The following is a 23,716-nucleotide window of genomic DNA, read 5'->3' on the forward strand; positions in this document are numbered from 1 at the left end:
CAAATCACCCCACTCACTTTTTGGTAAAGGAAACACCATACGTACTTTCCTGCACCTGATAGTTCAACTCCTCCATCTGCGCAGTATAGCTGTCTATATATTTTTTAAAGAGCTGTTTCAGCTCTAAATAATCCTGCTCTTCCTTGCAAAAAACATCACAGCCCCGGTCATCGTATACATGTAAAAGAATTTTCTTCGTTTCATTCACAAGGATAATTTGATTATCCAGTCTAGTAAAGGTATCGCTATAGGGTTTGAAGTCCTGATAGATTCTTCCCATAACCAGCTTATGGAGCAGCCCAATATTCTCTATCTTGCAGGTTAATATTCTCAAAAAACGCTCTTCAACAGGCAAATTTACATAGTAGTCGTCGCTTATAGCTGTTTTTTTTATGAATTTCATTAGCTGACCTGGCTGATTGATATATTGAATGATTCCTGCTCTGCTCTCATTTTTGAAGACTTCATCCACTAAACGATTCGCTACATTTATTGTTTTCTTTAGCGTTTGCTCATTAATTCTTTTGTAAAAATAGGATAAATTCATTCTAAAATGATAACACTGCTCACCGTTTAATTTTAAGTAAGGCTTTCCATTTGCATACTGAGAGATGTAATTTTCCTGCAGCTGCGTGACTACCTCTTGATAAAGTTCTTTCATACTTATCCGTCCTATCTACGCTTCAATCCATAAGCTTTCTATTGATTTTTCAAAAATAAGGAGATGTGACAACCCTATGTCTCCATCTCCCAAAACCGATTAAACGATCTGCCAACAATCCTGAACGCTGCCATCACAGCCTCTCGTTCTCAATTGTGAATTTCGTATACAGTATGAAAAATACTCAATACTTGTCTAGCAACGTTTCTAAAAACATCTGATTGATAAACAGCCCCGCAGTCCGCTAGATTCAGCTGCTTAGAATCAGTTTTTGCCTGATTAATTCTGATAGAGAATTCCTTTACGTGCCAGCTCTTCCTTGACAGCCTCCACCATTTGCTGGTTTTCACAGCGAATGGTGTGCAGATGAATCCCGCCAGTCAGCTCCGACAATAGGGAGGCACGGCTTTTTTTATAGGCTTTAATAAAATCCCCAACATCTTTCTGCGATTTAATCCGCAGATTGCCCGTCAGTTCCCCGTATATCGGATGCTCCACAATTACATCCAGTACTTCGCCGCCTAATTCAACAATGGCAGTCAGCTCTTCCTCTGTCTGTTCCGGCTGATGCTGACAGGCAATCTTTACTACTAGCCCATTATCATCCTGCTGCTCCAAAAGATAGCCTCTTGCTGTTGCAGTTACCTCCAAACCAGCCGCTCTTAATAAAGCAATATCTCCGACTATAATTTGGCGACTGACCGAAAAACGCTTCGCCAATCGACTGGCACTGACTGGCTTCTCCGCTGTTTTCAGCACTTCCAGAATTTCTGAACGTCTTGTCCCACCGTCCATAGCTTTCACCTCATTTACTACTTGTTAATTTTCCCAGTCTGATACTCTTTGGAAACCGCCATAATTTGCTGATAGGTCTTCAACAAAGCCTCTTTGTACTCTTCCTTTTTCACATAAGAACCGATTTTTTTCAGCACTTCCTGCTCTCTTTTTTCATCCAAAACTGCAGTCCCTTGTTCTTTCTTGATTTCAGCAATTTTCTCTACTGCCTGCATTCGTTTTTCCAGCAGCTCCACCATTTCTCTATCAATAGAATCAATCGCTTTACGCTGTTCTTCCAGACTATTCTGCTTTGTTTCCTCTTCATCAATCCGCTTAATGATTTTAGCAGGATTTCCTCCTACGACACAGTTGTCCGGAACCGATTTAGTAACAACCGCTCCCGCTGCCACAACGACATTATTTCCTAATTCAACACCGGGAACAATCACCACGCCTCCGCCCAGCCAGACATTATCGCCAATGGTAATTGGTTTGCCAAATTCCAACCCGCTGTTCCGTTTGCCTGGATTTAACGGATGAGAAGCTGTGTACAATTGCACATTGGGTCCAAACATACAGTTATCACCAATACGAATTGGACAAATATCGAGGAAAATACTGTTAAAATTCACATAGAAGTTTTTACCAACATGAATATTGAACCCATAATCAAAACTGATTGACGGCTCTACATAAACACTTGTACCCGCTGAACCGAAGGTTTCTTCCACCAGCTGTCTCCTAACTTGACGATCTGTCTCGTTATTAATCAGCTTCATTTGATCTCGTGCATGTCTACGGGCAGCACTTAATTCAGGATCTGCTGCAAAATACAATTCCCCATCAATCATTTTCTGTTTTTCTGATTTAAATGTTTCCATGCTATCCATCCTTTACTTTCCTTCAATTTTATTAAACACATTCATCGCATCGGTTTCTATATAAAAATATTCTCCTCTTAGTCTTACCGGTGTTTGGTTAATCACCAGCAACTTGGCATCGGGGCGAGCATACGCAGCCAAATCACAAAATGGATGTACCTGAAAGCTGGTACCTACAACTACAAGCAGCTCTGCAGCAACTACAGCCTTCACAGCTGCAGAAATCGTCTGATCATCGAAGCCTTCTTCATAAAGGACAATCCCCGGCCTCAGTTGGCCTCCACATCCTTCATGCCTGTCGTTGACTAAATATTGTTCAGCCGATACATGCTGCTTACAACGTTCGCACCAGCAGTCATATAAATTGCCATGGAAATCAATCCGATTCCTGCTGCCGGCTTTTTGGTGCAGCCCATCGATATTTTGCGAGACCACCCAAACTTCTTTTTGTTTCTCCATATCAGCCATCGCCAAATGAATCCGATTAGGCTCTGCATTAGGATGATACAGCCGCTTTACAAAGTCATAAAACTTTTCCGGTTCACGCAGCAGGCAGCTTCGGCTTAATAAATACTCTGGCGCTTCTATTCCTTGATATACGCCTGATAAAGAACGATAATCCGGGATGCCTGAGGCAGTTGAGACCCCTGCACCAGTTAAAAAGGTGATTGCCTTTGATTCTTTCATTATTTGAATGCCGTCTTCCGGGCTAATAATCTTCATAGTTTCCAACTCCTATGCTTTCTATTATAGACGATAATGTCTATTCAATACCAGACTGCAGAGTCATTTGCTCAGTCATTAATAGCTAAAATGACTTGAATATAGTACCTGATAATTCTAACGATCCTAAGCAGCTCACAACTGATTTCCCAGCTGAAAATAGATGACAGCTCACGTTAGCAGTATCCACTCCCACCAGGGGAAGTGGGACTGGCGCTCAAAGACTTGATAGCCAGCATTACACTTTTTGCATTGAACCCGATAATAATCGACATAGGAACTATCAGGGTAAGCCACTGTTTCCAGCAGAAAGACATTTCCGTTTTTTTGCTCATCAACAGGGTTGGACAGCTCATCAAATAAGCAGCAGGAACAGCTCTTGTTTTCCTGATAAAAGCTGATTGTTTTAATCGCTTTATCAACGAAGCGCTGGTTTGGTGCCAGATATCCGCCTAGAGCAACACCCCTTGTTCCTTTTTTTATTTTATCTAAAAAGGGAAGCAGCTTGTTGATTACCTCTTCATCCTGCCCAAAAGAAATGATGGCACAGCTGGCCGCCCAAACCTTTTGAGGATCTTTTGACAGTATATCTTCTAAAATTTCCTGAACCGTTTTTGTACTTTTAATCATTAGTAGATTCCCTCCCTTTTTAGCTTGTATCGAATCGCTCAAAATGAACAGCTTCAATTTCTATTTTAGAAATTTCATTCTCTTGTCTTTAAATCATACCATTTTTCAGTAACATTAGACGCTCTTTTTTTAGCTAGCCTCGCTAAAAGAACGGGGGAAATAAAAAAGGAGCAGCAGGATTTTTTTCCTTCTGCTCCTGATATCGTTAGCCATCATAAAAGCCAAGGACGGCAATTCCAATCATAATCACCAAAATTACAGTGTACTGTTTAACACTAAGCTTTTCCTTTAGAAAAATCCGGCCAAGCAGCACCGAAACAATGCTGTAGGAAGCAATCATCGGTGCTACTATAATTGCATTAGAGGCAATTGCTCCAACATAGAAAAACTGACCTAGCGTTTCAAACAATGCTGCGAGTCCCTTATCTTTTTCTTTAAAGACTAAGACATGTTCTTTTTTTATCAGCTCCAGATAGCCCCACAAGACTAAAGCGACTATCAAGAAGGTTAACTCATAGCTCATATTGGCCTGATCTTCAGGCATAATTTGCTTATACTCCAAATAATAACCATCAAGAAAGGTACCCAATCCGTCAATCACGCAATATAAAATGGGAAAGATAATAGCAGCCGCTCCGATTCGATACTTCTTTTCCACTATGGTTCCCTCTTCTTTGAGTTCTTCATCAAACTCCTGCTTTTCAATAATAGAGAGAAGTAGGATTCCTAGTGAAATTGCTGCAATTGCTCCAAACTGTACCCCATCCATTCTGCCTCCCAACAAAAAATAAGTCAGCAGAGCAGAAACCGCACCAGAAGAATTGCTCACGGGCGAGGATATCGATAATTCAATATAGCGCAGCCCAAAATAGCCAACTGCCATTGACAGGATATACATGAAAGAAACAGGCAGATACAAAAACAGATTTCGCCAATCGTAAGCAATGCCAGCATAAATCACATAATAAAACAAAACGTGAAGCCCCATCACTAAACCAACAATAATCGTTGTCTTGGTTGCACTAAAGCGGTCCTTGACGTTGTTTCCTTTTTTATAAAATAAATCCGCCGATCCCCATGCCAACACAGTAATCAACGCTGGTAAAAACCACATAAAAATCCTCTCCAATCAAACAAACTATCTGAACTCTGCCGCCTTTTTCATTCCCTGACAGCATACTGAGCATAACACCATTACTTTTACAAAATTGACATATCTTAATAAACGTACAGGAAAGAAGTTAAAAGGTCAACGGTGAACCCATTCTTCACATAATAAATAACAACTATTGGAGCTTCAACGGATTGGTTACTGTTGAAAATGACTAGATACGATTTTTCCAAAATAATGCTACCATCTTCTTTCGTATATATTATCCATTAAAGACAAGTCCTATTCAGTGATTCAAAAATTTATCAGCAGACTTTGGATCAGATTCCTCCTTCGTTTAAAAATATTTGAAAAATACCATGATAAAATACGAGCTATCTTATAGATTGAGAAGATATTTGACACCTTTTACGATTCATAGAGAAATCATATTGAGCTTTTTCAGGACTTTGACAAGTAATATAACTATTGAGAATCTATATAAACTTGACGAAAATGCTACTTAACAGCATAAGCAGTTTCAGATAAAAAACTATAAAATCAATACATTCACTACTTCCCTTAAATATTTAGACGGTATTATTGTTGAGAAAAATTCCAAGCAAAAGAAAAAGCTCAGCAGATTTACGTAATGAGTCATTGATAAATTAGTTTTTTACAAAGGAAATAGTACCTATAACTTTTATTCATCTAGCGTTTCAAAGATTCTACCGACAGATGAACATTCAAAAAAATCATAGACTTGCTAATGATTGACCTATAGCAAAGACCATAATTAAAGTATTTATAAAAACAAATTTTATTCATTCTTATTGTCTACCTACTCATTCTTATGATAAGATTTTATCAAAATAAAAAAAGGAGGTCAGTATTATAATGAATGGAGTATCAAGTGATTCAATTGTTGCTAGACAACTAGCAACAGCAATTGCCAGCTCGTTGGATGGTGCCAATAGTGGGGATGCGATTCTCACAGACACAAAAACAACAGTTGCTGGGAATACAAATGCGCAAGACGCAATTCAATCCATGCTAAGTGCTCAAAATAAAATTATCCAAGCAATCGGACAAGCTTCAACTAATCTTCAAACAGTTGCCAGTGAGTTTGAGGCAGCCGATCGAGCAACAAGGCAGTTAATGGCTGCCCACTCTCTCCCATCTCCAATGGGAGGTGAAAAAAAATGACGAATACACTAGAAAAGATCCAACAAGAAGAGTTACAATTAGAACGTGACTTGGAGCAGCTTGAAGATGAAGAAAAGCGGTTAAAACAGCTTGAAGAAGAGTATCATAATTTTTTCCATCACACGTCTTCAATCTATGCTGAAATGGAAGAACAATTTCTTACGAATGACTTTGGTTGGCAGTTAAGATACCAGTCGGAGACTTTACGACAACATAATTTCACTATCTTTTCTGAGTTAGAAGAGGAGCAACAGCGAAAAAGCTTCATTGGAAGATAAACAAAATGATCTTTTCTATCAACGTAAGACTTTGCTTGCTAACGAGGAGGACCAAGCAGATGGGCATTGATATGTTTGTTGGTTCGTCTCAAAGCCAAGCAAGTAGCACCTTAGCAAAAAGTCAATCTGATCAACAGGCTTACCAAACAATGATTCAAGCTTTGCAGCAGTTTGTTGGTGAAAATCGTCTTAATTCTACTGCTTACAACAATGGAAAGGCATTCTACAACACTGTCTTAATTCCACTAGTAAAAGCTGGAATTTTGTTGTCAGAAGCAGTTGGAGAAGCCTGCCAAAAGTTTGTAAAGGATTATCAATCAACTGTAGATAGCGGCGATTTAAAGTCCGATGAGCTTGAGGAAAGAATTCGGCAGCTTGAGTCCCAAATCAACAACTTAGACGTCATTCGTTCTACGATTGAGAGTAAAGATATCGCCGATAATTTTAAAATACGACAACTAAATCAGAATAGTCGTGCTAGAGAACTACTGGTCGATTCAAAAAAAGTTTTACAAGATAAATTGGAAAAACTAAAAACATTTCATGCTAATTCTCCTGAAATTTTTTCTTCTATTTCAGAATTGGAATCTATCGTAAATCAAGGGGCAAGCCAAGCGGGAGCTGCCTGGACAGGCAGCAGCTTTTCGATTCCCAAAGACCTCAGATGGACAACCACCGTTTCAGAAAAATGGCAAATTAGAGCGGATAATATCAAGCAAAAAGAAAAAGAATTTCATGAGAAAAAAATCAAAGAACTTGAGAAATACACTATCTATGCTTGGCCATATGAAGACCCTGTCACAAAAGAAATAAAAGTGAATTGGTTCATTGATAAAGATGGTGTCCGTGTTTTTGATGATGAACTTCAGAATTATGTTGAAAAATACGGCAAAAAATTAGAAGGTATGTATGAAGTTGTAGGCTGGGAAAAAATTTATGAATTAGATTTAGCTGCTCGGCGAAAAGGTAACGGTAAAAACTACTTAACAAAACATCAAGTACCCAAAGGCTGGGAATGGTACAGTCAAGCTGGTGCTCACGTAGAATCTGCTTATTGGATGGCGAATAAGACTGGATTATTAGATTTAGCCTTGCTTGCTGGACTAACCTATGCGGCAAGTAAATCACAAACCAAAGTAACGACCTCCACTAATGTGGCAAATGTTATGGATGACTTAGATGATTTAGCCATTAAGAAAGCCAATAGAAGTAATGTTCCAAAACTTTCTACTTTAACTGAGGCAGAGCAGTTGAAGCTAGCCAATCAATATAAGAAAAAATCTCCAATAAATATTCCAGAAAATGCAAATATAAAAGCTCAATCTAAAAATGGGTATGAACAAATATCTTATAAGTGGAAAGAAAATGGAGAGACAATTGAAGTGCGTTGGCATACTAGAACACCAGGAGCACCAGAAGGACAAGGAAATACATTTGTTGTTGAGAAAAAAATCCATGGAACTCCAGATGGTAAACAAAAGGTACAACAGATAATGGTTGGCAAAGATAAGTGGGTTAGCAAAAATGAGTGGCAAAAAGCAATAACTGATAGAAAAAATGGTGTCAGTACACCTGAACAAGATAAAATGTTAACAGATGGTCACTGGAAAGAATAGAAAGGAATACGATATATGGATAATTATTATGAAGGATTTGAGGGAAACCCTGAAATTGATATTTATACTTTTTCAGAAAATGAAAAAGTGGGTATCGAAATGTGGGATGGATATTTTGATGAAATAATGAGAGCGATACAACCTGTGGATGGTAAATGGCAGTCTTTAGCATATTATTATAATTTAGATGAGGGTTGGTATGATGAAAGTCCTTGGGAAATCCCAAACAATCAAGAAGCATTAAAACAATTTGAATCAATTGATAAATCAACGTTAGGCAAAGTTTCCCAAGATATATTGACAAAAATAATAGAATTATTAAAAAACAATTCAAGTAACAGTATTTTTATAGAATACACATAAAATAAAAAAGGCACTTTACTATCTGATTGACGTCAGTTAGTAAAGCCTAGACTAGTAAGTTAGAACTCACTAATCAAGTTGCCAGTAGCTAACAAAAAACTATCTATAATATATGATACAAAAATCCAAAGAAGTCTCCTACTAAAATGTATAATTTAGATCTCTAAATATGAATTAAAAAACGGTATTAGTGAATGTTCAATCATTGATACCGTTTTTTTGTCTATCATGATAAAATTTAGTGAGGAAACATATACCTATTGAAAGAATGGCTTAGCTACACAGGCTGGGAATGGTACAGTCAAGCTGGTGCTCATGTAGAATCTGCTTATTGGATGGCGAATAAGACTGGATTATTAGATTTAGCCTTGCTTGCTGGACTAACTTATACGGCAAGGAAATCTCAAACCAAAGTAACGACCTCCACTAATGTGGCAAATGTTATGGACGACTTAGATGATTTAGCCATTAAGAAAGCCAATGGGGCTAAATCTAATCCTAAAGAAATTAATATCCATGGAAAACTTAATACAGAGTTAGATGAAGTGGATTTAGTTAACAAAGTTATTTATGAAGATAAGTCTGCTGCTAAACTATACATGGAAAATCCTGATTTTCCTCAAACTGAAAAACAGTGGGCTCAGAAGCATATATTTAAGAAGGGTTCTAACAGATTAGATGCTTTAAACCAAAAAGATATTAGTATATCCGGAGGCGATAGTGGATTGGTTTCTTCCGTTGATGAAATAAAGAATATAAAGGATTATACATTTAGAATTGACGCGGATACTCCAGCACTACGTGAAGCTGTTCAAGAGCAAATTAGCATTTTACAAAAGAAATATCCTGATTATAATTTTAGTGCAATATATGGAGGTAAGAAATAATGTCAGTAGGGCTATTTAAATACGATGGTGATATTTACAACGAAAATTCCAAAGTGATATTGAGTGAGAATATCTCTTCTGAATCTTTTTATGAAAAGTTTTGGGAGAAAGCTATAGCAGAATTAAATATTAAGTATATACAAGACGGAGCAGAATTTAATAAAACTAGTCTAGATATTGTTTTAAAAGAATTGGGTTTATTAAAAGAATGGGCTATAGCGAATCTTCATGGGGAAGACAGAGAATATATGAGAAGTAGGATAGAGAATCTAGAAAAAGTAATTCCAACTGCATTTACTTCAGAACAAGATATATTATATATTTTTTAGAAAATAAAAAGGCACTCAATCACAAGACTGGTAATAAAGTGATCGAGTCTTGATAGTAAGGATTAATCTCACTAATCAAGTTGCCAGTAGCTAACAAAAGCTATAGTTGATAGAATTACATTTATAAAATAGAAGAGTGATTTAATCGTGAAAATAAAATGTTTATGTGGAAATGTGCTTAATGATGAGAATTTGGAAACAACGAATCCTTTAATTATTTTTCCAGAGAACGAGTATTATGATGTGTTAGAGTCAAATCCGAAAACCGTAGAAGAACTTGTGGATAATATGCCTTTAGGGTCAATGTGGGAGTGCAGAGTTTGTGAAAGACTTTTCTATTTTAAAGAAGGAAAATTTAATATTTATAGTTTAGAAAAAGAAGCGTTTGACAGTAATTAAAGATTACTAGATAAATTAAAAAGGCACTCTATCATTCAACGGGAATCGAAAAGATAGAGCCTTGACTAGTAAGCTCGAACTCACTAATCAAGTTGCCAGTAGCTAACAAAAGCTGTCGCTACAGATTGAGAACAAAAATACTTGTGCTGGACATATCTTTTTGTAATCCTGACGAATAGAAGCTACAGATATTCAAACTTTTTTTCATTACCTTTTCATGACAAAGAATAAAGAACGTGATAGAATACTACTGAACAAAGTGAGGTGAAAATTGTGGTCGCATTTATTATTTATTGGGCAGCAATCCTAGTATGTATTGCATGGGGTGTGTTGAGTCTTGGTTTTTCTGTTTTTTATCTATCGCGCAAGGAAAACGGAAATCTTTGGGCTTTTGCTCTATTCAACGTATTAGCAGGTATCGTATTAGCTATTGTATTAGTTATTTATAAAACTTGGGATTTCGATATCACAACGTATTCAAGTCTGATTTATGCTGTTCTAGCATCATATGGTGTGTTAACAGTCCTGCAGGCTATCTTAGGTCGTGAACCGAAAGCACCTGCAAAAGCTTAATAGCAACAAAGAGATTGAGAGGGGTCACTGAAATTGAGTGCCCCCTCTCATTTTTTACTTAGCAAGACTGCTAAACTCCTTTTTCTAATCTATATATTCGTCTTTTTTCCCTTTTATTGTCCATATCTGGTGCGTTCGATTTCATAGATGAATTCCAGATTGTCGTTAACAGCTGCTTTTAACTCAATACCGTGTCCTTGACCATAGGTGTAATCCTCGTTTGTAATCATTACGATACTATCTAAATTCAAATCATAAACAAAGCTTGTTTTCAGAGTTGTTCCATCAGAGTAGATAACCCGGTGCTGCTCCAATTTATTGGTATAATCAGGATGCTCAACCAGCAGCCATTCTTCCGACTCTAGATAAGCTGCCCCGCCCTTCATTTGCTCAAAAAGGGTTATTTCTTCCAAACTAAGCTCAGCCTTTCTTCTGTTGACATAGTAAGGCCCCGGTTCAAAGAGCAGGCCATAGCTGTCAGCCTCAGCTTGAACCTCATCGTGACTGCTATTATGATTTTCTACCATAGTTGTTGTCGGTGCTTCATAGTATAACCCCGGCGGCAGACCTTCTTCTTCAGATGCTTTATCCTGCATCTCCTGATATTTTTCCAGATAGCTAAAGTTATAATCTCCTATTTTTTCAACTGAATTATTAGGTTGTCCTTCTTGTCTCTGTTCCTCTTTACTTGGTTCCGTCGCATTATTTCCCGCTGAGCTAACAGTACTACTTTGTGTCGTGTCATTTTTTTGATTAGCTAAGGAACTTGCAGATGCATACTTGGTAATAAGCATCACACCTGTTCCCCCAACAACAATAATTGAAGCGATATTCAGCAATATACTTCTTTTATTTTTCTTCAATAGGATTTCGATCCTTTCTTTTATAGGATTTTTGGAAAAATGAGGGTGAACCCGCATCATTTTTGCTTCTGAACGATTCCACTTAATGAGTGTATGCGCATACTTCTTTTTAAAATTGTTTCCTAATTTAGCTAGTGTAACTTTGTCACACACGATTTCTAAATCACAGCTATAAAAATAATACATCAGCCAAACCAGCGGATTGAACCAATGCAGCCACAAAACAAACAGCAGACAAATCTTCCTTAAGTTATCCCAGCGCTGAATGTGCACCATTTCATGTGTTAGAACAAGCAGTATGCTCTCTTCATCTGAATACTCAAAGTCAGAAGGAAGCAATATTTTGGGTGAAAGTATTCCTGATGTCATAGGAGAATAAATTCGATCCGATTGCTGAATTTTTAGCGAACGAAACAGTTGCTTCTTATATTTTTTTTCTAAATTACCAATCCTAAGTCCTCCTATAGGAAGAGCTTGCTTAGCAATCTTTTGGCTTCTATAGTAGCCAATGAGAATCAGTAACCCAAAAATTATCAGACCGAGTAAATATAAGCCAAGCAGTAGATGATTCGACGTGATTGCGGTCTTTAATACTGGTTGAGAAACCGCTGCCTGTGTGTGCGTTTTAACTAGCTGAATCGGCTGATTAATTACCTGTCGGATAAGTACAGTCTCCTTGATTGGATTAGCAACGGGCTGGGGAATGCTTACTGTTATAGGAAAAATCAACACAAGGCAGGCTCCTTCCCACAGCATCAAAATAATTTCTCTCGTCATTCGGTTAGCAAGAAATTTTCTGAAGAGCAGGATTAAAAGAATCAGGACTGAGCCATTGATTGTCATAGATAAAATTTTATCCAAAATAATCATTGGTCTTCCTCATCTTTATACTCATTAATCAATTTTTCTAAAAAGTGAACATTCTCCTCAGATAATTTTTTTCCTGACACAAATGCTGCAAAGAAATTATCAATAGATCCATCAAACACATCTTTAATCAGCTCATCTGCTTTTTCCCGTTGAACCTCTTCCTTAGAAATTAACGGAACACAGATATAATGCGGGTCTTTTTTCATTACAATTCCTTTTGAAATGCATTTCTTTATTACTGTATAGGTTGTTGTTTTTTTCCAGCCGACCTTTTCTTCTAAAATCATGGCTATTTCTTTTGCAGTTAGCTCCCCCTCTTGCCAAAGAAGCTTTAGTATCTGCATTTCAGATTCAAATAGCTGCAAGATAACCCCTCCTTTTTATTCTATTGCAATAGAATAATTTCATTCTACTACGATAGAACAAAGTTGTCTACTGAATTTTTCAGCTAATTGCTATAACTCTAAAAATATGCTTCTATGTATCTCTCAAAGACACTCTTCTTCCCTTACTTAACTTTCTCTTAGCAAAACATCTGTCTAAATAGCAAACAAAAAAAGACAAATCCGGCTGTATCAGCGAATTTGTCTTTTTTTCCTGTTTAGTTGCTTCATTTCTTAGTTGTTTTTTATTATCTCCGAGTAGAAACTTTTCCACCTGACAACCAACGGAAAATAACGTAGATGATTGCACATGGGATAAGTAACTTAATTGCAAAGCCGATTAGATTTCCTAAAACACCTAGTAACGAGATACCAATAATAATTACCAGTGCGATAACAAAAATATTTTTAATTGTACTATTGTTTTTATTCATTTTCCTGTCCTCCGTCTATTTGAATTAATCTTACCAGTTTTTCTAATGCCTGACGTCCATCGGAGGTCTGATTATTCTTGGACTTTAGACTGATATCGCATGCTGATGTATTCTCTTTATTTATTGGAATCACATCTTCATTCACTGCAAATAAATATTAATTTAACACCTGCTGATAAGCATAACGTTCACCGTCAGGAACATCCAGTAAAATATTTCCCCGCCATTCAAAGCCCGCCTGCTGAATGACCTTCTGCATAATTTTATTTTGGGGATGGGTATCAATACGGATATCCGTAAACCCTTGAAGTCTGGCGGCTGTGATTAGAAAACGGATAAGACTGACAGCGAAAGCTTTTCCCTGATGCTGGTCACTGACTGCTATTCGATGAATTGACACATAGCGGGGTGCTGTAGTATCCCAGCCTCCTTCCTGAATTTCTTCATACGCCGGATCTTCAGCAGTTAAAAGTGCACCGGTACCAACAATCTCGTCCTCCAACATCAGTACATAACTGACTGTGTCTGACATATCTTTTTTTACTATTTCGCTATTTGGTCCAGTTCCATCCTGCCATTGAGGAATTCCTTGTAACGCTAGGCCCCTTCGTGCGCCTTCAATAATCGCCATGATTTCATCTAAATCAGCGGCTGCTGCCTGTCTCATATACAATTTCATTGCCCATCTCAGCTCCTCTTGTTTATACAGTTTTATTTTACTATACATCCAATCAAAAGAAGTCCGTTTTGCTATTTTTTAGCTCCTAAAATCAATCTAAACTTTAAGGGAGACTTTTCTCTTTAAGTAAAAAAACAAGTATAAGAGAACGCTAACCTGCGTTTTCCTATACTTGCTTTTTGCAGACCAGCGATTAAACAGCTTCCGATGGTTCATCGTTGTCGCTTTCCCCTTGTCCCTGCTGGTTATTATTGTTGCCATATTGCTGAGCTCCGCTAAGATTCCCTAGACTTACATCTAGATAAACGGTAAAGTTCAGCGGAAGGTATTGATTGCGGGCACTCATATCCACCACAGTTCCTTTGGCTTCCGCTGAATCCACATAACGGATTTGGTAATTAATGTTTGCTCCTTTTGACTGAAATTCATCATAAAAAAGTTTTTGTAGATCACCTTCCACAGTACCCCGTAAATCTTTGAGATAAGGCTGTCCGGCAGAGTAAACTACTTTGACAGCAGCTTCATCCTTACTGGTCAGCTCTGTTCCGGCAGCAACACTTTGGGAAACAAGTTGCCCGTAAGACATGTTTTCTGTATAGAGTGTTTTTACTTGAATATTCAGCCCTTCTAACGCAGTGGCTGCATCTTCAAGAGTGTATTGAGCAAAGTCCGGTACAATCATCCCTTTGCCAAGAGAGACCGTTACAGTCATTTTATCTTTTTTAGCAATTTTTTCGTCTTTGGCGATATTCTGAGAAATGACTGTATCCAGTGGAACATCATTCGAGCTGACTTCTTCAAAGATCAAGTCAATCTCATTATTTTTTGCCCAGTTCTCTACCTCCGATTTAGTCTTTTTCGTAAAGTCTGGAACTGTAATGCTCTTTGTATATGTCTCTTTTCCTTTAGAATAATAAAGCTTCAGCTTATCCTTACGACGGTAATTTTCCTTTGTCACTTCACCATTGGTAAATTCCATCCGTAAAGCTTTCCCTGCCGCTTCGGTTTCATGATACTCTTCAATAATCGAGATATTATCTGTTAGCTGCTCTTTGATCCATTTCTCAGCTTCAGACTTAGACATTGCCATAAAATTCGGCAGCGCCAGCTGTTCCTCCGGGTCTGCTCCTAAGCTGGTTGTTAGTTTAAGCTTAGAGCCTTTTTTCACTTTGGCATTTGGTTTAGGATTTTGACCCAGCACCTGATTGGCTGCTGTTTTATTGTCATATTTTTGCTCCAGCTCTATCTTCATACCATTCTCATTAGCCCAGCTTCTGGCTTCTGCAGCTTCCTTACCTGTAAAGTCAGGCAACTTGATATGAGTCATTTGATAGTAGAAAAAAAATCCTAAACCACAGAGGATAATACTTCCCAGAATAATCATCCGTTTTTTCTTATTTTGTTTCTTTTTATAAGTGGGATCAAATTCAGTTTCTTCCTCTTTGCGCCGGCTCCCTACATTTGGTACTGACGGTGGCGGCGATGATCGTTCACTTGATTGAAGCTCCTTTGTTACCCGCTCCCGCAAGGTTGACTGATCAGACGACTGATTTTTTTGCTGACTTCCCGGCTGCTGCTTCCTGTTTGTCTCGGCCCCGTTTCTATTTGCTTCTGGTTTTCTTTCAGAAGCGGTTGACTGCGGTGCTTCTGCAGATCTTTTTTTCTTTTCCGGATCATAATTATCCTTATTGAAGCTTGACAGAAAATCACTCATGCAGCATCAACTCGCCTTGCTTTAAATATAAGGTTTGGTCTGAATGTTTGGCGATTTCATTGGAGTGAGTGACTACTATTACACATTTATTATGAACCTTAGCCAAATCTTTGAAAATATCGATAATTTCCCGTTCCATCCCCTCATCAAGATTTCCCGTAGGCTCATCGGCTAGAATAATATCTACATTAGTCGCTAATGCTCTAGCAATTGCTACACGCTGCTGTTCCCCACCGGAAAGCTGGTTAACCAAACGGTCAGCTTTGGATTTTGTAATGCCAATATAATCCAACAAATTATAGGCAACATCCTTTGGAGAATCCGGCAGCTGATTATCAGTCACTGACATCGCCACCATCACATTTTCCAGAGCAGTCAGATAAGGAACCAAATTGTAGCTTTGGAAAATAATACTGATATCGTCTCTGCGGTAATTTTCGTAGCCAATCTCCTTGATGTTTTTGCCCTTATAAAGAATTTCTCCTGATTTTGGTTCGTCCAATGCACTAATCAGTGATAAAAAAGTCGTTTTTCCTGAACCTGATTGTCCTAAAATTGTATAGAAACGCCCTTGTTCAAATGATGTTGAGGTTTCTTCTAAAATTTTTCTTCTGCGGTCGCCGTCCTGATAAAAATAAGTTACTGCTTTCGTTTCTAAAATTGCCATCGTCATTTCCTCCTACATCATGATTTTCTTGGGATTCAAGCGTAAAATATACATCAGCGGAAGAACTGCAGATGCTAATATGGTTGCCAGTCCTGCTACCAGGAAAGTCACGATATAGCTTAGAGAGAACTTCACTGCATAAGCTTCTGTAATGTCTTCCAGACTGATTGACGGTGTGTTGCCCATTCCCGCAATGTAGACCATGCCGCCATTCGCTGATGAGTTAGCCGTATCGCCCAGCATGTCGCTGCTCAATAATGAATTGGATACCATATCGCCAAGCAGATTGCCCGTAATCAATGAAATGCCCATGGCCAGTATACTGATTGCCAATAATTCGATGACTACTTGAGAAAGAACCCGGTTTCTTCTTTCGCCAAGCGAAAGATAAATACCAAATTCATGTCTCCGGTCTCTAAGGAATAAGACCACAATTAGAGAAATGATGACTAATGTAGCCACAATTGCAATAATAACAACATAGCTTGAAATTTCAGAAAGCTTTTTCATACTTCCGCCAACTTGCTCATATTCATCGGTAGAGGCACTTAGTTTAAAGAATTCAGGAATCAGCGGTTCTGTTTCCTCTTTAAACGCATCTACATCATCTGGATTTTTTAAGATGTAGGTTGGTGTAGCGGCATTCATTGTTTCTTCTGTGTAATCCTCCGTGTAATTGTCCGGAACCAAACGTTTTCCAGAAGCATATTCTAGTGAATTAATCGCTTTAACTGCATTGTTCGGCATATAAATAGTGTTGAACTGATCGGTTGCCATAATTTCACTGTTAATATCCTTTTTCGAGCCGTCATCATTAGCTTTTTTCTCAACCGTTTCAGGCTTAAACAGACCGATAATCTCTACAGGATGATCGTCGCCTTTCATCGCTTCCGACATTCCGCCGTCATCTGTATAGGAATAGTGGTTACCGTCCAACACCATTTGATCGCCCACGCCTACACCATTTTTCTCAGCCAGCTCTTCAGAAATAATAGCAACCGGTTTGTCCCCTTCAATCTCTTCTTTTGTAAAAGTCCGTCCTTCTGTTAGCTTCAGCTTTTTACTGGAGAAATCCGGTGGCGTCTCTAAGTTTGTCCCTTTTAAAAGCACGGCTTTCGGAGCGTTGATTGAAAAAGAGCCGCCCTCCATCTCTAACTCATAGGTCTTTAGATTTTTCACCTGAATGTAACCGCCTGTACTATAGTCATATTCCTTAACATATGGAGAGCTGCCGATTTTTTTTATCTCTTCTTCAGACAGTCCTGTTGGCGCCTGAAAAGAATTACCGGGGTTCTCAGCCATAATTTTTTCGTAATCCAAATCGACAGTTGCGGTTGCCCCTAATTCGCTCTTAATTTTCTTTTCCACATTCTGAGTAGACTGCTGAATCGCAATCGCTCCTGCAATTACATTTCCTAATATGAAAATAACTGCAAATAAAATAATTGATTTTCCTTTTCTTCTGGTGACACTTCGAATGGCACGCTGGAAATAATTCATACGGATTCTCCTTTTTATCTTGACTTGATAAAAGAAAGTCTCCCACGATTTAATCCCCAAACCTCATCTGCATATTTTCCTAAAAACTGTTCCTCTGTCAAAATAACGATACACACATCTTCTTCATCCGCCTGTGTTCTTAAATAGTCCATTAGGCATTCTTGTCTAGGAAAGCCTACTCCTGAAAATAAATGATCCAATACTAAAAGCTTGGGTCTGCAAGCCATTGCTTTTGCAAGGCAATACTTTTTCTGAATAAACAGACTACTTTTTACGAGAGGAATTCCCGCTGACTTTTTGTCAATTCCAAAAGCGGCAAGATAGCTTAGGCACTCTTTTTTTCTTTTTGGCTGCTTGATTATCTGCTGATAGTAGTAAATATTTTCCAGCGGTGAAAATTCAGGAATAAAGTTATCCTGTTGAAACACCGTACCAATCTGATCTACAGCTAGTTCGCCATCGTTCAACAACAGAGAATGATAGCGAAGTTCGCCAGAGGTTGGCTTTTCTAAACCAGCCAATACAGCAGCAAATCCACTTTTTTCTATACCTGAGTCGCTTAAGATTAAATAGACACTGCCGCTTTCCAGCTGAATTGTGATCCTTTCAAATAACGCTTCTGCTTTCTCTGCTAATTGATAGCTCACTTCGGTCATTTTTACAATTTCCATCACTTCAGCTCCCCTTTCAACAGTCGATTCCGCAGTTGAAAACGGCCGATTGTATATAGTCCATAGCCACAGGAAAGCATCAAAGCTGCTAAAAAGAACCAGATTTTTTCTGCTGCAATGGAAACTAGGATCACAGCTTCACTGATTGGTTCATCAACATCTGTGTAAACAACCATCTCTGTACTTAGTGAGAAGCTGCTGCTTCCAGATGCAGCTTTTCCAGCAGCGCTGGTTAACAACAGGTCGCCTATAACAGGTGCTAAAAATAGAGAAAGGACTGTACTGATTAATGCAGCTGCAAGTACCAGTAAAAAATTTTCAACTACGCAAGCAATCAATTGCTTTGCTTTTTTCACTCTCAAGGTAGTCAAGTAGCCAACGGCTGACTGCCGTTTATTTTTCTCCAGCAGTGTCAGCCAATAAAGGCTGATTCCGCCAAATATCGATAAGGTCAATAGATAGCTCTTTGCTTGCTGCAGTCCCTGTTTCAGCCAAACTACTTCGTTGTTGTAGGCTTCTGCGTTGCTTTCTACCAAATATTGATCAGACAAACCTTTTTTCTTCAGTTCAGCTGTAAAATCGGAGAGCTGATTCTTATCCTTCAATAGGTAGACCGCACTCCACTGAACCTCTTTTGAGAGCTGCTGGCTAATTTGAGTCAAAGCCTCTGTTGTTGTGTAGATTTCCTCAATTGCGTAGAGGTTTTCTAATTGTTCATAAATCCCCTTAACAGTCAGTAAAATCTCATGGCCATTGGATTGAAAAACAGCCGTATCGCCTATAGACAGCTTGTTCATCTTACTATAATTGCTGCTGATTAAACACTCATTGTTGCTTAATAAATATGTACCTGCTGTCAGCTTGTTTTTCAATTCCTGTTCCAGCTGTTTTGATTCAAAGCCTAAAAGATTTACTGAATTATACTCGGAAACTACTGTTTCTGCTGGAGTTGTTTCGTTCTCTATGTCTTGTGTAGGTCCAAAGAAAATATTGCCTTCAACCGCAACAGAGGATAAGTAATTCGATTCACCAAACCTTTTCAGCTCTTTAATTGTCAGCTGATTAGCTGCTTCTTTTGTTTTTGGAATGATTAATACCTGTTTGCTATAAGAGCTTCTGCTAACTTCAATTTCTCTATCGAAGCTTTTAAGACTGTCGATAAGACTAAATGCTGCTGTTAAAAGAAAAACCAAAAATAAAAATTTACCAAGTGTGTGTATTTTATTTAGTTTTAGGTTGAAGTATGCATGTTTAAGACTTTGCATAATCGAGGGGTACTCCTTTCTGACTCTTACTTTATCAAATTGATTGTTAACTGAATGTTAACTGTAGAAAAATAGTTCCGGTGAATCACAAGGACTCACCGGTAACGGATGGAAAACTCAAATAGAATGTTGACCCCTGATCTCTTAGGCTCTCAACATAGACTGAACCTCTGCACAAGCTGCAAACATGTTTTACAACAGACAAGCCGATACCGTAACCATCCTGCTTCAGACCGTTCACTCGATACTTATGCTCAAAAATCTGCTGCCTTTTTTCTTCATCTAAGCCATAACCATGATCTTCGATAGCAACAACTATACTATTTTTTTCAGCAGAAACTGAAACATTAACGGCTTGGTTGCAGCCATATTTCACCGCATTATCCAGCAGGTTGGACAGCGCTCGATACAACCAGCGTTCTTTACCGAGAATCTCAAGGGGCTGATCCTCTGCAAATGTAAAATGTAAATCTGGATAAAATTTACGATAGGTGTCGCAAACCTCCGCACAAATCAACGAAACATCCACGATTCCGACTGCTTCATCTTCACTTCCGGCCAAGGTCAGAATATCATCCACCCCATCCGTCAGTCGTGAAAGAAGACGCAAATCATCTTCTGTATCCTCCTGTTGTTCCAGATTTGTTTTTAATACTGCAATTGTATTTTTCTGATCATGGGTCATGTAGCTGCTCAATCGTTTGTAGTCCTCCAGACTAGCTGCATAGTTTTCCCGCAGCGTATCTAGAGCTTTTTGGATGCCATTGTCCAAGTTTTTCAATTGAGAATCTCCATCAATCATCCTCAGCTCTTCAATAATCGAAATGGTCTGTTTGGTTTGAATTCGCTTCAAAATCATCCATAAAATCATTGTGGACAGAATCAATATACCGCAGATAACCCCAACGATTATCGGCAGATTCTGAGAAAAAGACTGAATATAAAAATCATTTAACTCAGCAGTACTGATAATAGATGCCGCATTGACATCTATTACTTCATTTTCTAGTGCACTCACCTGTTCCTGATTACTCATCACATACACGCTGCTCCCTAAAGCCGTTCCTGTGTCTACTGAATTTAAGGATTCCCGCCACATATAAAAGCCGCCGACAATCGCCCCTGTGATAACTAGTGAAAATATACCAATGACTATTCCTATTTTCATGTTCATTCGCATAATTGATACCCCTTCGCTCGAATTGTTTTCAATAATTCCTTACCGGCAGATGCTGCCAGTTGTTTCTTTAGCCTGGCCATATGAACCCGTAGAACAGAGGAAAAGGGATCGAAACTCTCATCATAGATATGCTCGGCAATTTCCTCCATCGAAACAACTGCTGGTGATTTCTGTGCAATATATAATAGAATATCAAACTCTTTTGGCTTCAGTACGACTGTATTGCCCTTAAAGGAAACCTCCCGTTTTACTGTATTGACTAAGAGACCGCCAATTGAAATATTTGGTGACGTTCGGCCGTGAAAACGCCGAACAACTGCCCGGATACGCGCCATCAGCTCTACGAGTTCAAACGGCTTTACTAAATAATCATCTGCTCCGTTATCCAGTCCCTTTGCCCGTTCTTCAATCTCGTGACGGGCAGTGACGATAATAACAGGCGTCTCAACACCTGCTTCCCGTAGAAAAGACAAAACAGACAGTCCATCTTTTCCAGGTAAATTCAAGTCCAGTAAAATGGCATCATATTCTGTAATATAAGCTTTCTCTTCTCCTTCTTCACCTGTAAATGCTAAATCTACTGAAATGTTTTCCTTCACCAAACTTTTTTTTACTGACAGCGCCAGTTCTCGATTATCCTCAACAATTAGAACCCTCATTATAGATTCCTCCCCTAGTTTACTCACATTCATTTAACCAAAAATTAAAAGTGTTTTGTGCCTTTTTACACAAAATCTCTTGATTATTCACAAAAAAATTACAATTACATACTATAGCCAGCAGTCTATAAAACAGTTATTAAAGTATTTCATTTTTTGACAGCAACGTCAATGCATCCTTCTGTTCAAACCTCGAATCTGAAGGTTTATTCCTGATTATCTAAATAAGATAATCAGGAATACAGAGGTTTCAGCAGCAAAAATATTAATAACCCTGCTATTTTTATTTTTCTTTAGTTTTCAGCTTGACACATGAACGTATATTCATATATAATAAGCATGAAGATATGAACGATTATTCATGTAAGTGTAATCATTACTATTTATTAACTGAAAGGATGAGGAATCATGGAACACACACATACAAAAGAACATACACATGAACAAGGCGGCTGCGATCACGAACATAGTCATGGCAATATGCCTGTTGTATTATTTTTTGCAGGATTGGCTGCCTACTTGGCTGCCTTCTTAATTCCTGAAGAAAACCTGCTGCGGACTCTTTTATATATTTTCTCTATGTTGTCAGCGGGGCAGCATGTCATCATCGAAGGCTTTGGCGATACTGTGAAAGACAGCTTGAAGCAGAAGAAGTTTCTGCCTAATGTGCACATCCTTATGACACTTGCTGCGCTGGGGGCATCAATCATTGGGGACTTTGATGAAGGAGCTTTATTAATTTTGATTTTCGCCGGCGCTCATTTCCTTGAAGATTATGCCGAAGGAAAAAGCAAACGGGAAATTACTAACCTTTTAAAGATGAATCCAACTGAAGCACGCCTGATTCAAAAGGATGGGACAACCATTTCCGTTGCTGTGGATACATTAAAAATCGGTGACACGCTTCAGGTCCTGAACGGCGATCAGATTCCAACCGATGGCGTAATTGTTTCAGGAACTTCAGTTGTTGACGAGTCATCCATCAACGGAGAGAGTATACCAAAAGAAAAATCAGCTGGAGACTTCGTATTCGGCAGCACGATAAACGGCAACGGCTCTTTTACAATGGAAGTTACTAAAGATAGTCAAGACACTGTTTTTGCAAAAATTATTCAATTGGTGAAGCAATCTCAAAATAATATGTCTAAAACAGCTACTAAAATCAAGCTATTGGAGCCTAAATATGTCACTGCTGTTTTGATTATTGTTCCTTTATTCATTCTGACAGCACCTTTCATTTTAGGCTGGAGCTGGGAATTAAGCTTTTATCGCGGCATGGTGCTTCTCATTTCAGCTTCTCCCTGTGCACTAGCTGCTAGTGCTGTACCAGCAACACTTTCTGGTATTTCCAATTTAGCAAAGCGCGGGGTACTTTTTAAAGGCGGTTCCTACTTGGCTAATTTAGCAGATATCAAAGCTGTGGCTTTTGATAAAACTGGTACGTTAACTGAAGGAAAACCAGTGGTTACAGATTACTATTTCCATACGGAAAATGCTCAGGTAGAAAAGGACTGGATCCAAATACTCTCTTCTATGGAAAAAACAGCGAACCATCCCTTGGCCGCTGCGATATTGGCTAAATTCCCAGCTGGGAATGATTTATCATTGGAGGTCTCTAATGAAATCGGTAAAGGTTTAACTGCTGAGTATGCTGGTCAAACCTTTAGAGTGGGTAAGCCTGAATTGTTCGAAAATACTCCTGTGATTATCGAAAGAAAAAAAGAACAGTATGCGTTGGAAGGAAAAACCGTTGTCTACTTTGCTGAAAATGCAGAGGTCGTCGGACTGATTGCTATGATGGACGTGCCAAATCAGCAGGCTGAAGAAGTCATTAACTATCTGAAGGCACAAAATATCCATACTACAATGATTACTGGTGATGCAGAAAAAACAGGACAAGCTGTAGGCAAACTTATCGGTATTGATGAAGTTGTCGGCAATGTACTTCCAGAAAACAAATCACAGATTATTAAAGAACAGCAGCAGCAATATGGTATGACTGCCATGCTGGGAGACGGCGTCAATGATGCTCCCGCCCTAGTCGCCGCTGATATCGGCTTTGCGATGGGAGACGGCACTGATATTGCAATTGACGTGGCTGATGCAGTATTAATGAAAAATGATTTGAAAAAGTTCAGCTATGCGCACAAAGTAGCAAAGCGTCTAAATAAAATTGTCTGGCAAAATATCATCTTTTCAATGTTGATTGTTGCCATGCTGGTCATTTTGAATCTTCTAGGAAAGATGGATATCGCTATTGGTGTTATTGCCCATGAAGGCAGTACCTTGCTAGTCATCCTAAATGGTCTGCGCTTGTTGCTTCCAGTAAAAGAATAGAAAAAGCTAAAGAGCCAAACAAAACGGATGATTCGTTTTGTTTGGTTCTTTTCATTCAAATAAACACTACAGAGAAAGTAC

26 protein-coding genes are annotated in these 23,716 nt (G+C 38.5%); 9 read left to right on the forward strand and 17 right to left on the reverse strand.

From position 1 onward, the window contains the following. Positions 1 to 13: 13 nt before the first annotated feature. The 6 genes from ACYSNQ_RS05440 to ACYSNQ_RS05465 form a co-directional block, all read right to left on the reverse strand. A complete protein-coding gene (locus ACYSNQ_RS05440) occupies positions 14 to 661 on the reverse strand; it encodes a DUF3885 domain-containing protein (protein WP_426081832.1) in 648 nt (215 codons plus the stop codon). A gap of 279 nt (positions 662 to 940) precedes the next feature. Continuing rightward, complete coding sequence (locus tag ACYSNQ_RS05445; RefSeq protein ID WP_426081833.1) at positions 941 to 1,456, reverse strand: transcription repressor NadR; 516 nt, start codon at positions 1,454 to 1,456, stop codon at positions 941 to 943. 17 nt (positions 1,457 to 1,473) lie between these two features. After that, the gene (locus ACYSNQ_RS05450) at positions 1,474 to 2,319 is read right to left on the reverse strand and encodes a chorismate mutase (protein WP_426081834.1); all 846 of its coding nucleotides are present in this window, start codon (positions 2,317 to 2,319) and stop codon (positions 1,474 to 1,476) included. A gap of 12 nt (positions 2,320 to 2,331) precedes the next feature. Next, a complete protein-coding gene (locus ACYSNQ_RS05455; protein WP_426081835.1) occupies positions 2,332 to 3,042 on the reverse strand; it encodes an NAD-dependent protein deacylase in 711 nt (236 codons plus the stop codon). 171 nt (positions 3,043 to 3,213) lie between these two features. Continuing rightward, positions 3,214 to 3,672, reverse strand: a complete 459-nt coding sequence (locus tag ACYSNQ_RS05460) for a hypothetical protein (RefSeq protein WP_426081836.1) — start codon at positions 3,670 to 3,672, stop codon at positions 3,214 to 3,216. A 205-nt stretch (positions 3,673 to 3,877) separates the two neighbouring features. Further along, positions 3,878 to 4,786, reverse strand: a complete 909-nt coding sequence (locus ACYSNQ_RS05465) for an EamA family transporter (protein ID WP_426081837.1) — start codon at positions 4,784 to 4,786, stop codon at positions 3,878 to 3,880. A gap of 873 nt (positions 4,787 to 5,659) precedes the next feature. Between ACYSNQ_RS05465 and ACYSNQ_RS05470 the strand changes: the two genes are divergently transcribed. The 8 genes from ACYSNQ_RS05470 to ACYSNQ_RS05505 all read left to right on the forward strand — a co-directional run bounded on the left by ACYSNQ_RS05470 (position 5,660) and on the right by ACYSNQ_RS05505 (position 10,413). Continuing rightward, positions 5,660 to 5,968 (forward strand): TIGR04197 family type VII secretion effector, encoded by a 309-nt coding sequence (locus ACYSNQ_RS05470; protein WP_426081838.1) that lies wholly within the window; start codon positions 5,660 to 5,662, stop codon positions 5,966 to 5,968. Beyond that, entirely contained in the window at positions 5,965 to 6,246 is a 282-nt protein-coding gene (locus tag ACYSNQ_RS05475) for a hypothetical protein (protein ID WP_426081840.1), read from the forward strand. The genes ACYSNQ_RS05470 and ACYSNQ_RS05475 overlap by 4 nt, the downstream gene beginning before the upstream one ends. A 59-nt stretch (positions 6,247 to 6,305) precedes the next feature. Beyond that, positions 6,306 to 7,862, forward strand: a complete 1,557-nt coding sequence (locus ACYSNQ_RS05480; RefSeq protein ID WP_426081841.1) for a hypothetical protein — start codon at positions 6,306 to 6,308, stop codon at positions 7,860 to 7,862. Positions 7,863 to 7,877: 15 nt separating this feature from the next. Continuing rightward, positions 7,878 to 8,225 carry a hypothetical protein gene (locus ACYSNQ_RS05485; protein WP_426081842.1) on the forward strand — a complete coding sequence of 116 codons (348 nt, stop codon included), beginning with the start codon at positions 7,878 to 7,880 and terminating at the stop codon, positions 8,223 to 8,225. A gap of 260 nt (positions 8,226 to 8,485) precedes the next feature. Then, entirely contained in the window at positions 8,486 to 9,112 is a 627-nt protein-coding gene (locus tag ACYSNQ_RS05490) for a hypothetical protein (RefSeq protein WP_426081843.1), read from the forward strand. Next, positions 9,112 to 9,441: a hypothetical protein gene (locus tag ACYSNQ_RS05495; protein ID WP_426081844.1), complete on the forward strand. Its 330-nt coding sequence runs from the start codon at positions 9,112 to 9,114 to the stop codon at positions 9,439 to 9,441. Before ACYSNQ_RS05490 ends, ACYSNQ_RS05495 begins: the two co-directional genes overlap by 1 nt. 147 nt (positions 9,442 to 9,588) lie before the next feature. Further along, complete coding sequence (locus tag ACYSNQ_RS05500; RefSeq protein ID WP_426081845.1) at positions 9,589 to 9,840, forward strand: hypothetical protein; 252 nt, start codon at positions 9,589 to 9,591, stop codon at positions 9,838 to 9,840. A gap of 273 nt (positions 9,841 to 10,113) precedes the next feature. Then, positions 10,114 to 10,413 carry a hypothetical protein gene (locus ACYSNQ_RS05505; protein WP_426081846.1) on the forward strand — a complete coding sequence of 100 codons (300 nt, stop codon included), beginning with the start codon at positions 10,114 to 10,116 and terminating at the stop codon, positions 10,411 to 10,413. 113 nt (positions 10,414 to 10,526) lie between these two features. Here ACYSNQ_RS05505 and ACYSNQ_RS05510 read toward each other — a convergent pair whose 3' ends face one another. The 11 genes from ACYSNQ_RS05510 to ACYSNQ_RS05560 all read right to left on the reverse strand — a co-directional run bounded on the left by ACYSNQ_RS05510 (position 10,527) and on the right by ACYSNQ_RS05560 (position 21,298). Then, a complete protein-coding gene (locus ACYSNQ_RS05510; RefSeq protein WP_426081847.1) occupies positions 10,527 to 12,146 on the reverse strand; it encodes a M56 family metallopeptidase in 1,620 nt (539 codons plus the stop codon). After that, on the reverse strand, positions 12,143 to 12,511 hold the full coding sequence (locus ACYSNQ_RS05515; RefSeq protein ID WP_426081848.1) for a BlaI/MecI/CopY family transcriptional regulator: 369 nt from the start codon (positions 12,509 to 12,511) through the stop codon (positions 12,143 to 12,145). The genes ACYSNQ_RS05510 and ACYSNQ_RS05515 overlap by 4 nt, the downstream gene beginning before the upstream one ends. A gap of 266 nt (positions 12,512 to 12,777) precedes the next feature. Then, positions 12,778 to 12,963: a hypothetical protein gene (locus ACYSNQ_RS05520; protein WP_426081849.1), complete on the reverse strand. Its 186-nt coding sequence runs from the start codon at positions 12,961 to 12,963 to the stop codon at positions 12,778 to 12,780. Positions 12,964 to 13,120: 157 nt separating this feature from the next. Continuing rightward, complete coding sequence (locus ACYSNQ_RS05525; RefSeq protein WP_426081850.1) at positions 13,121 to 13,642, reverse strand: GNAT family N-acetyltransferase; 522 nt, start codon at positions 13,640 to 13,642, stop codon at positions 13,121 to 13,123. 193 nt (positions 13,643 to 13,835) lie between these two features. Then, on the reverse strand, positions 13,836 to 15,356 hold the full coding sequence (locus tag ACYSNQ_RS05530; protein WP_426081851.1) for a PASTA domain-containing protein: 1,521 nt from the start codon (positions 15,354 to 15,356) through the stop codon (positions 13,836 to 13,838). Then, a complete protein-coding gene (locus tag ACYSNQ_RS05535; protein WP_426081852.1) occupies positions 15,349 to 16,023 on the reverse strand; it encodes an ABC transporter ATP-binding protein in 675 nt (224 codons plus the stop codon). Before ACYSNQ_RS05535 ends, ACYSNQ_RS05530 begins: the two co-directional genes overlap by 8 nt. 12 nt (positions 16,024 to 16,035) lie before the next feature. Beyond that, the gene (locus tag ACYSNQ_RS05540) at positions 16,036 to 17,523 is read right to left on the reverse strand and encodes an ABC transporter permease (protein ID WP_426081853.1); all 1,488 of its coding nucleotides are present in this window, start codon (positions 17,521 to 17,523) and stop codon (positions 16,036 to 16,038) included. A 14-nt stretch (positions 17,524 to 17,537) separates the two neighbouring features. After that, the gene (locus tag ACYSNQ_RS05545; RefSeq protein WP_426081854.1) at positions 17,538 to 18,194 is read right to left on the reverse strand and encodes an ATP-binding cassette domain-containing protein; all 657 of its coding nucleotides are present in this window, start codon (positions 18,192 to 18,194) and stop codon (positions 17,538 to 17,540) included. Next, entirely contained in the window at positions 18,194 to 19,459 is a 1,266-nt protein-coding gene (locus tag ACYSNQ_RS05550) for an ABC transporter permease family protein (protein ID WP_426081855.1), read from the reverse strand. The genes ACYSNQ_RS05545 and ACYSNQ_RS05550 overlap by 1 nt, the downstream gene beginning before the upstream one ends. An 85-nt stretch (positions 19,460 to 19,544) precedes the next feature. Continuing rightward, a complete protein-coding gene (locus ACYSNQ_RS05555) occupies positions 19,545 to 20,639 on the reverse strand; it encodes a sensor histidine kinase (RefSeq protein ID WP_426081856.1) in 1,095 nt (364 codons plus the stop codon). Beyond that, positions 20,630 to 21,298 (reverse strand): response regulator transcription factor, encoded by a 669-nt coding sequence (locus ACYSNQ_RS05560; RefSeq protein WP_426081857.1) that lies wholly within the window; start codon positions 21,296 to 21,298, stop codon positions 20,630 to 20,632. Before ACYSNQ_RS05560 ends, ACYSNQ_RS05555 begins: the two co-directional genes overlap by 10 nt. Positions 21,299 to 21,706: 408 nt before the next feature. On the opposite strand from ACYSNQ_RS05560, the gene ACYSNQ_RS05565 reads away from it, so the two are divergent. Next, on the forward strand, positions 21,707 to 23,635 hold the full coding sequence (locus ACYSNQ_RS05565; protein WP_426081858.1) for a heavy metal translocating P-type ATPase: 1,929 nt from the start codon (positions 21,707 to 21,709) through the stop codon (positions 23,633 to 23,635). The last annotated feature ends 81 nt before the right edge of the window (positions 23,636 to 23,716 follow it).

Source organism: Enterococcus sp. LJL51, from assembly GCF_054871795.1.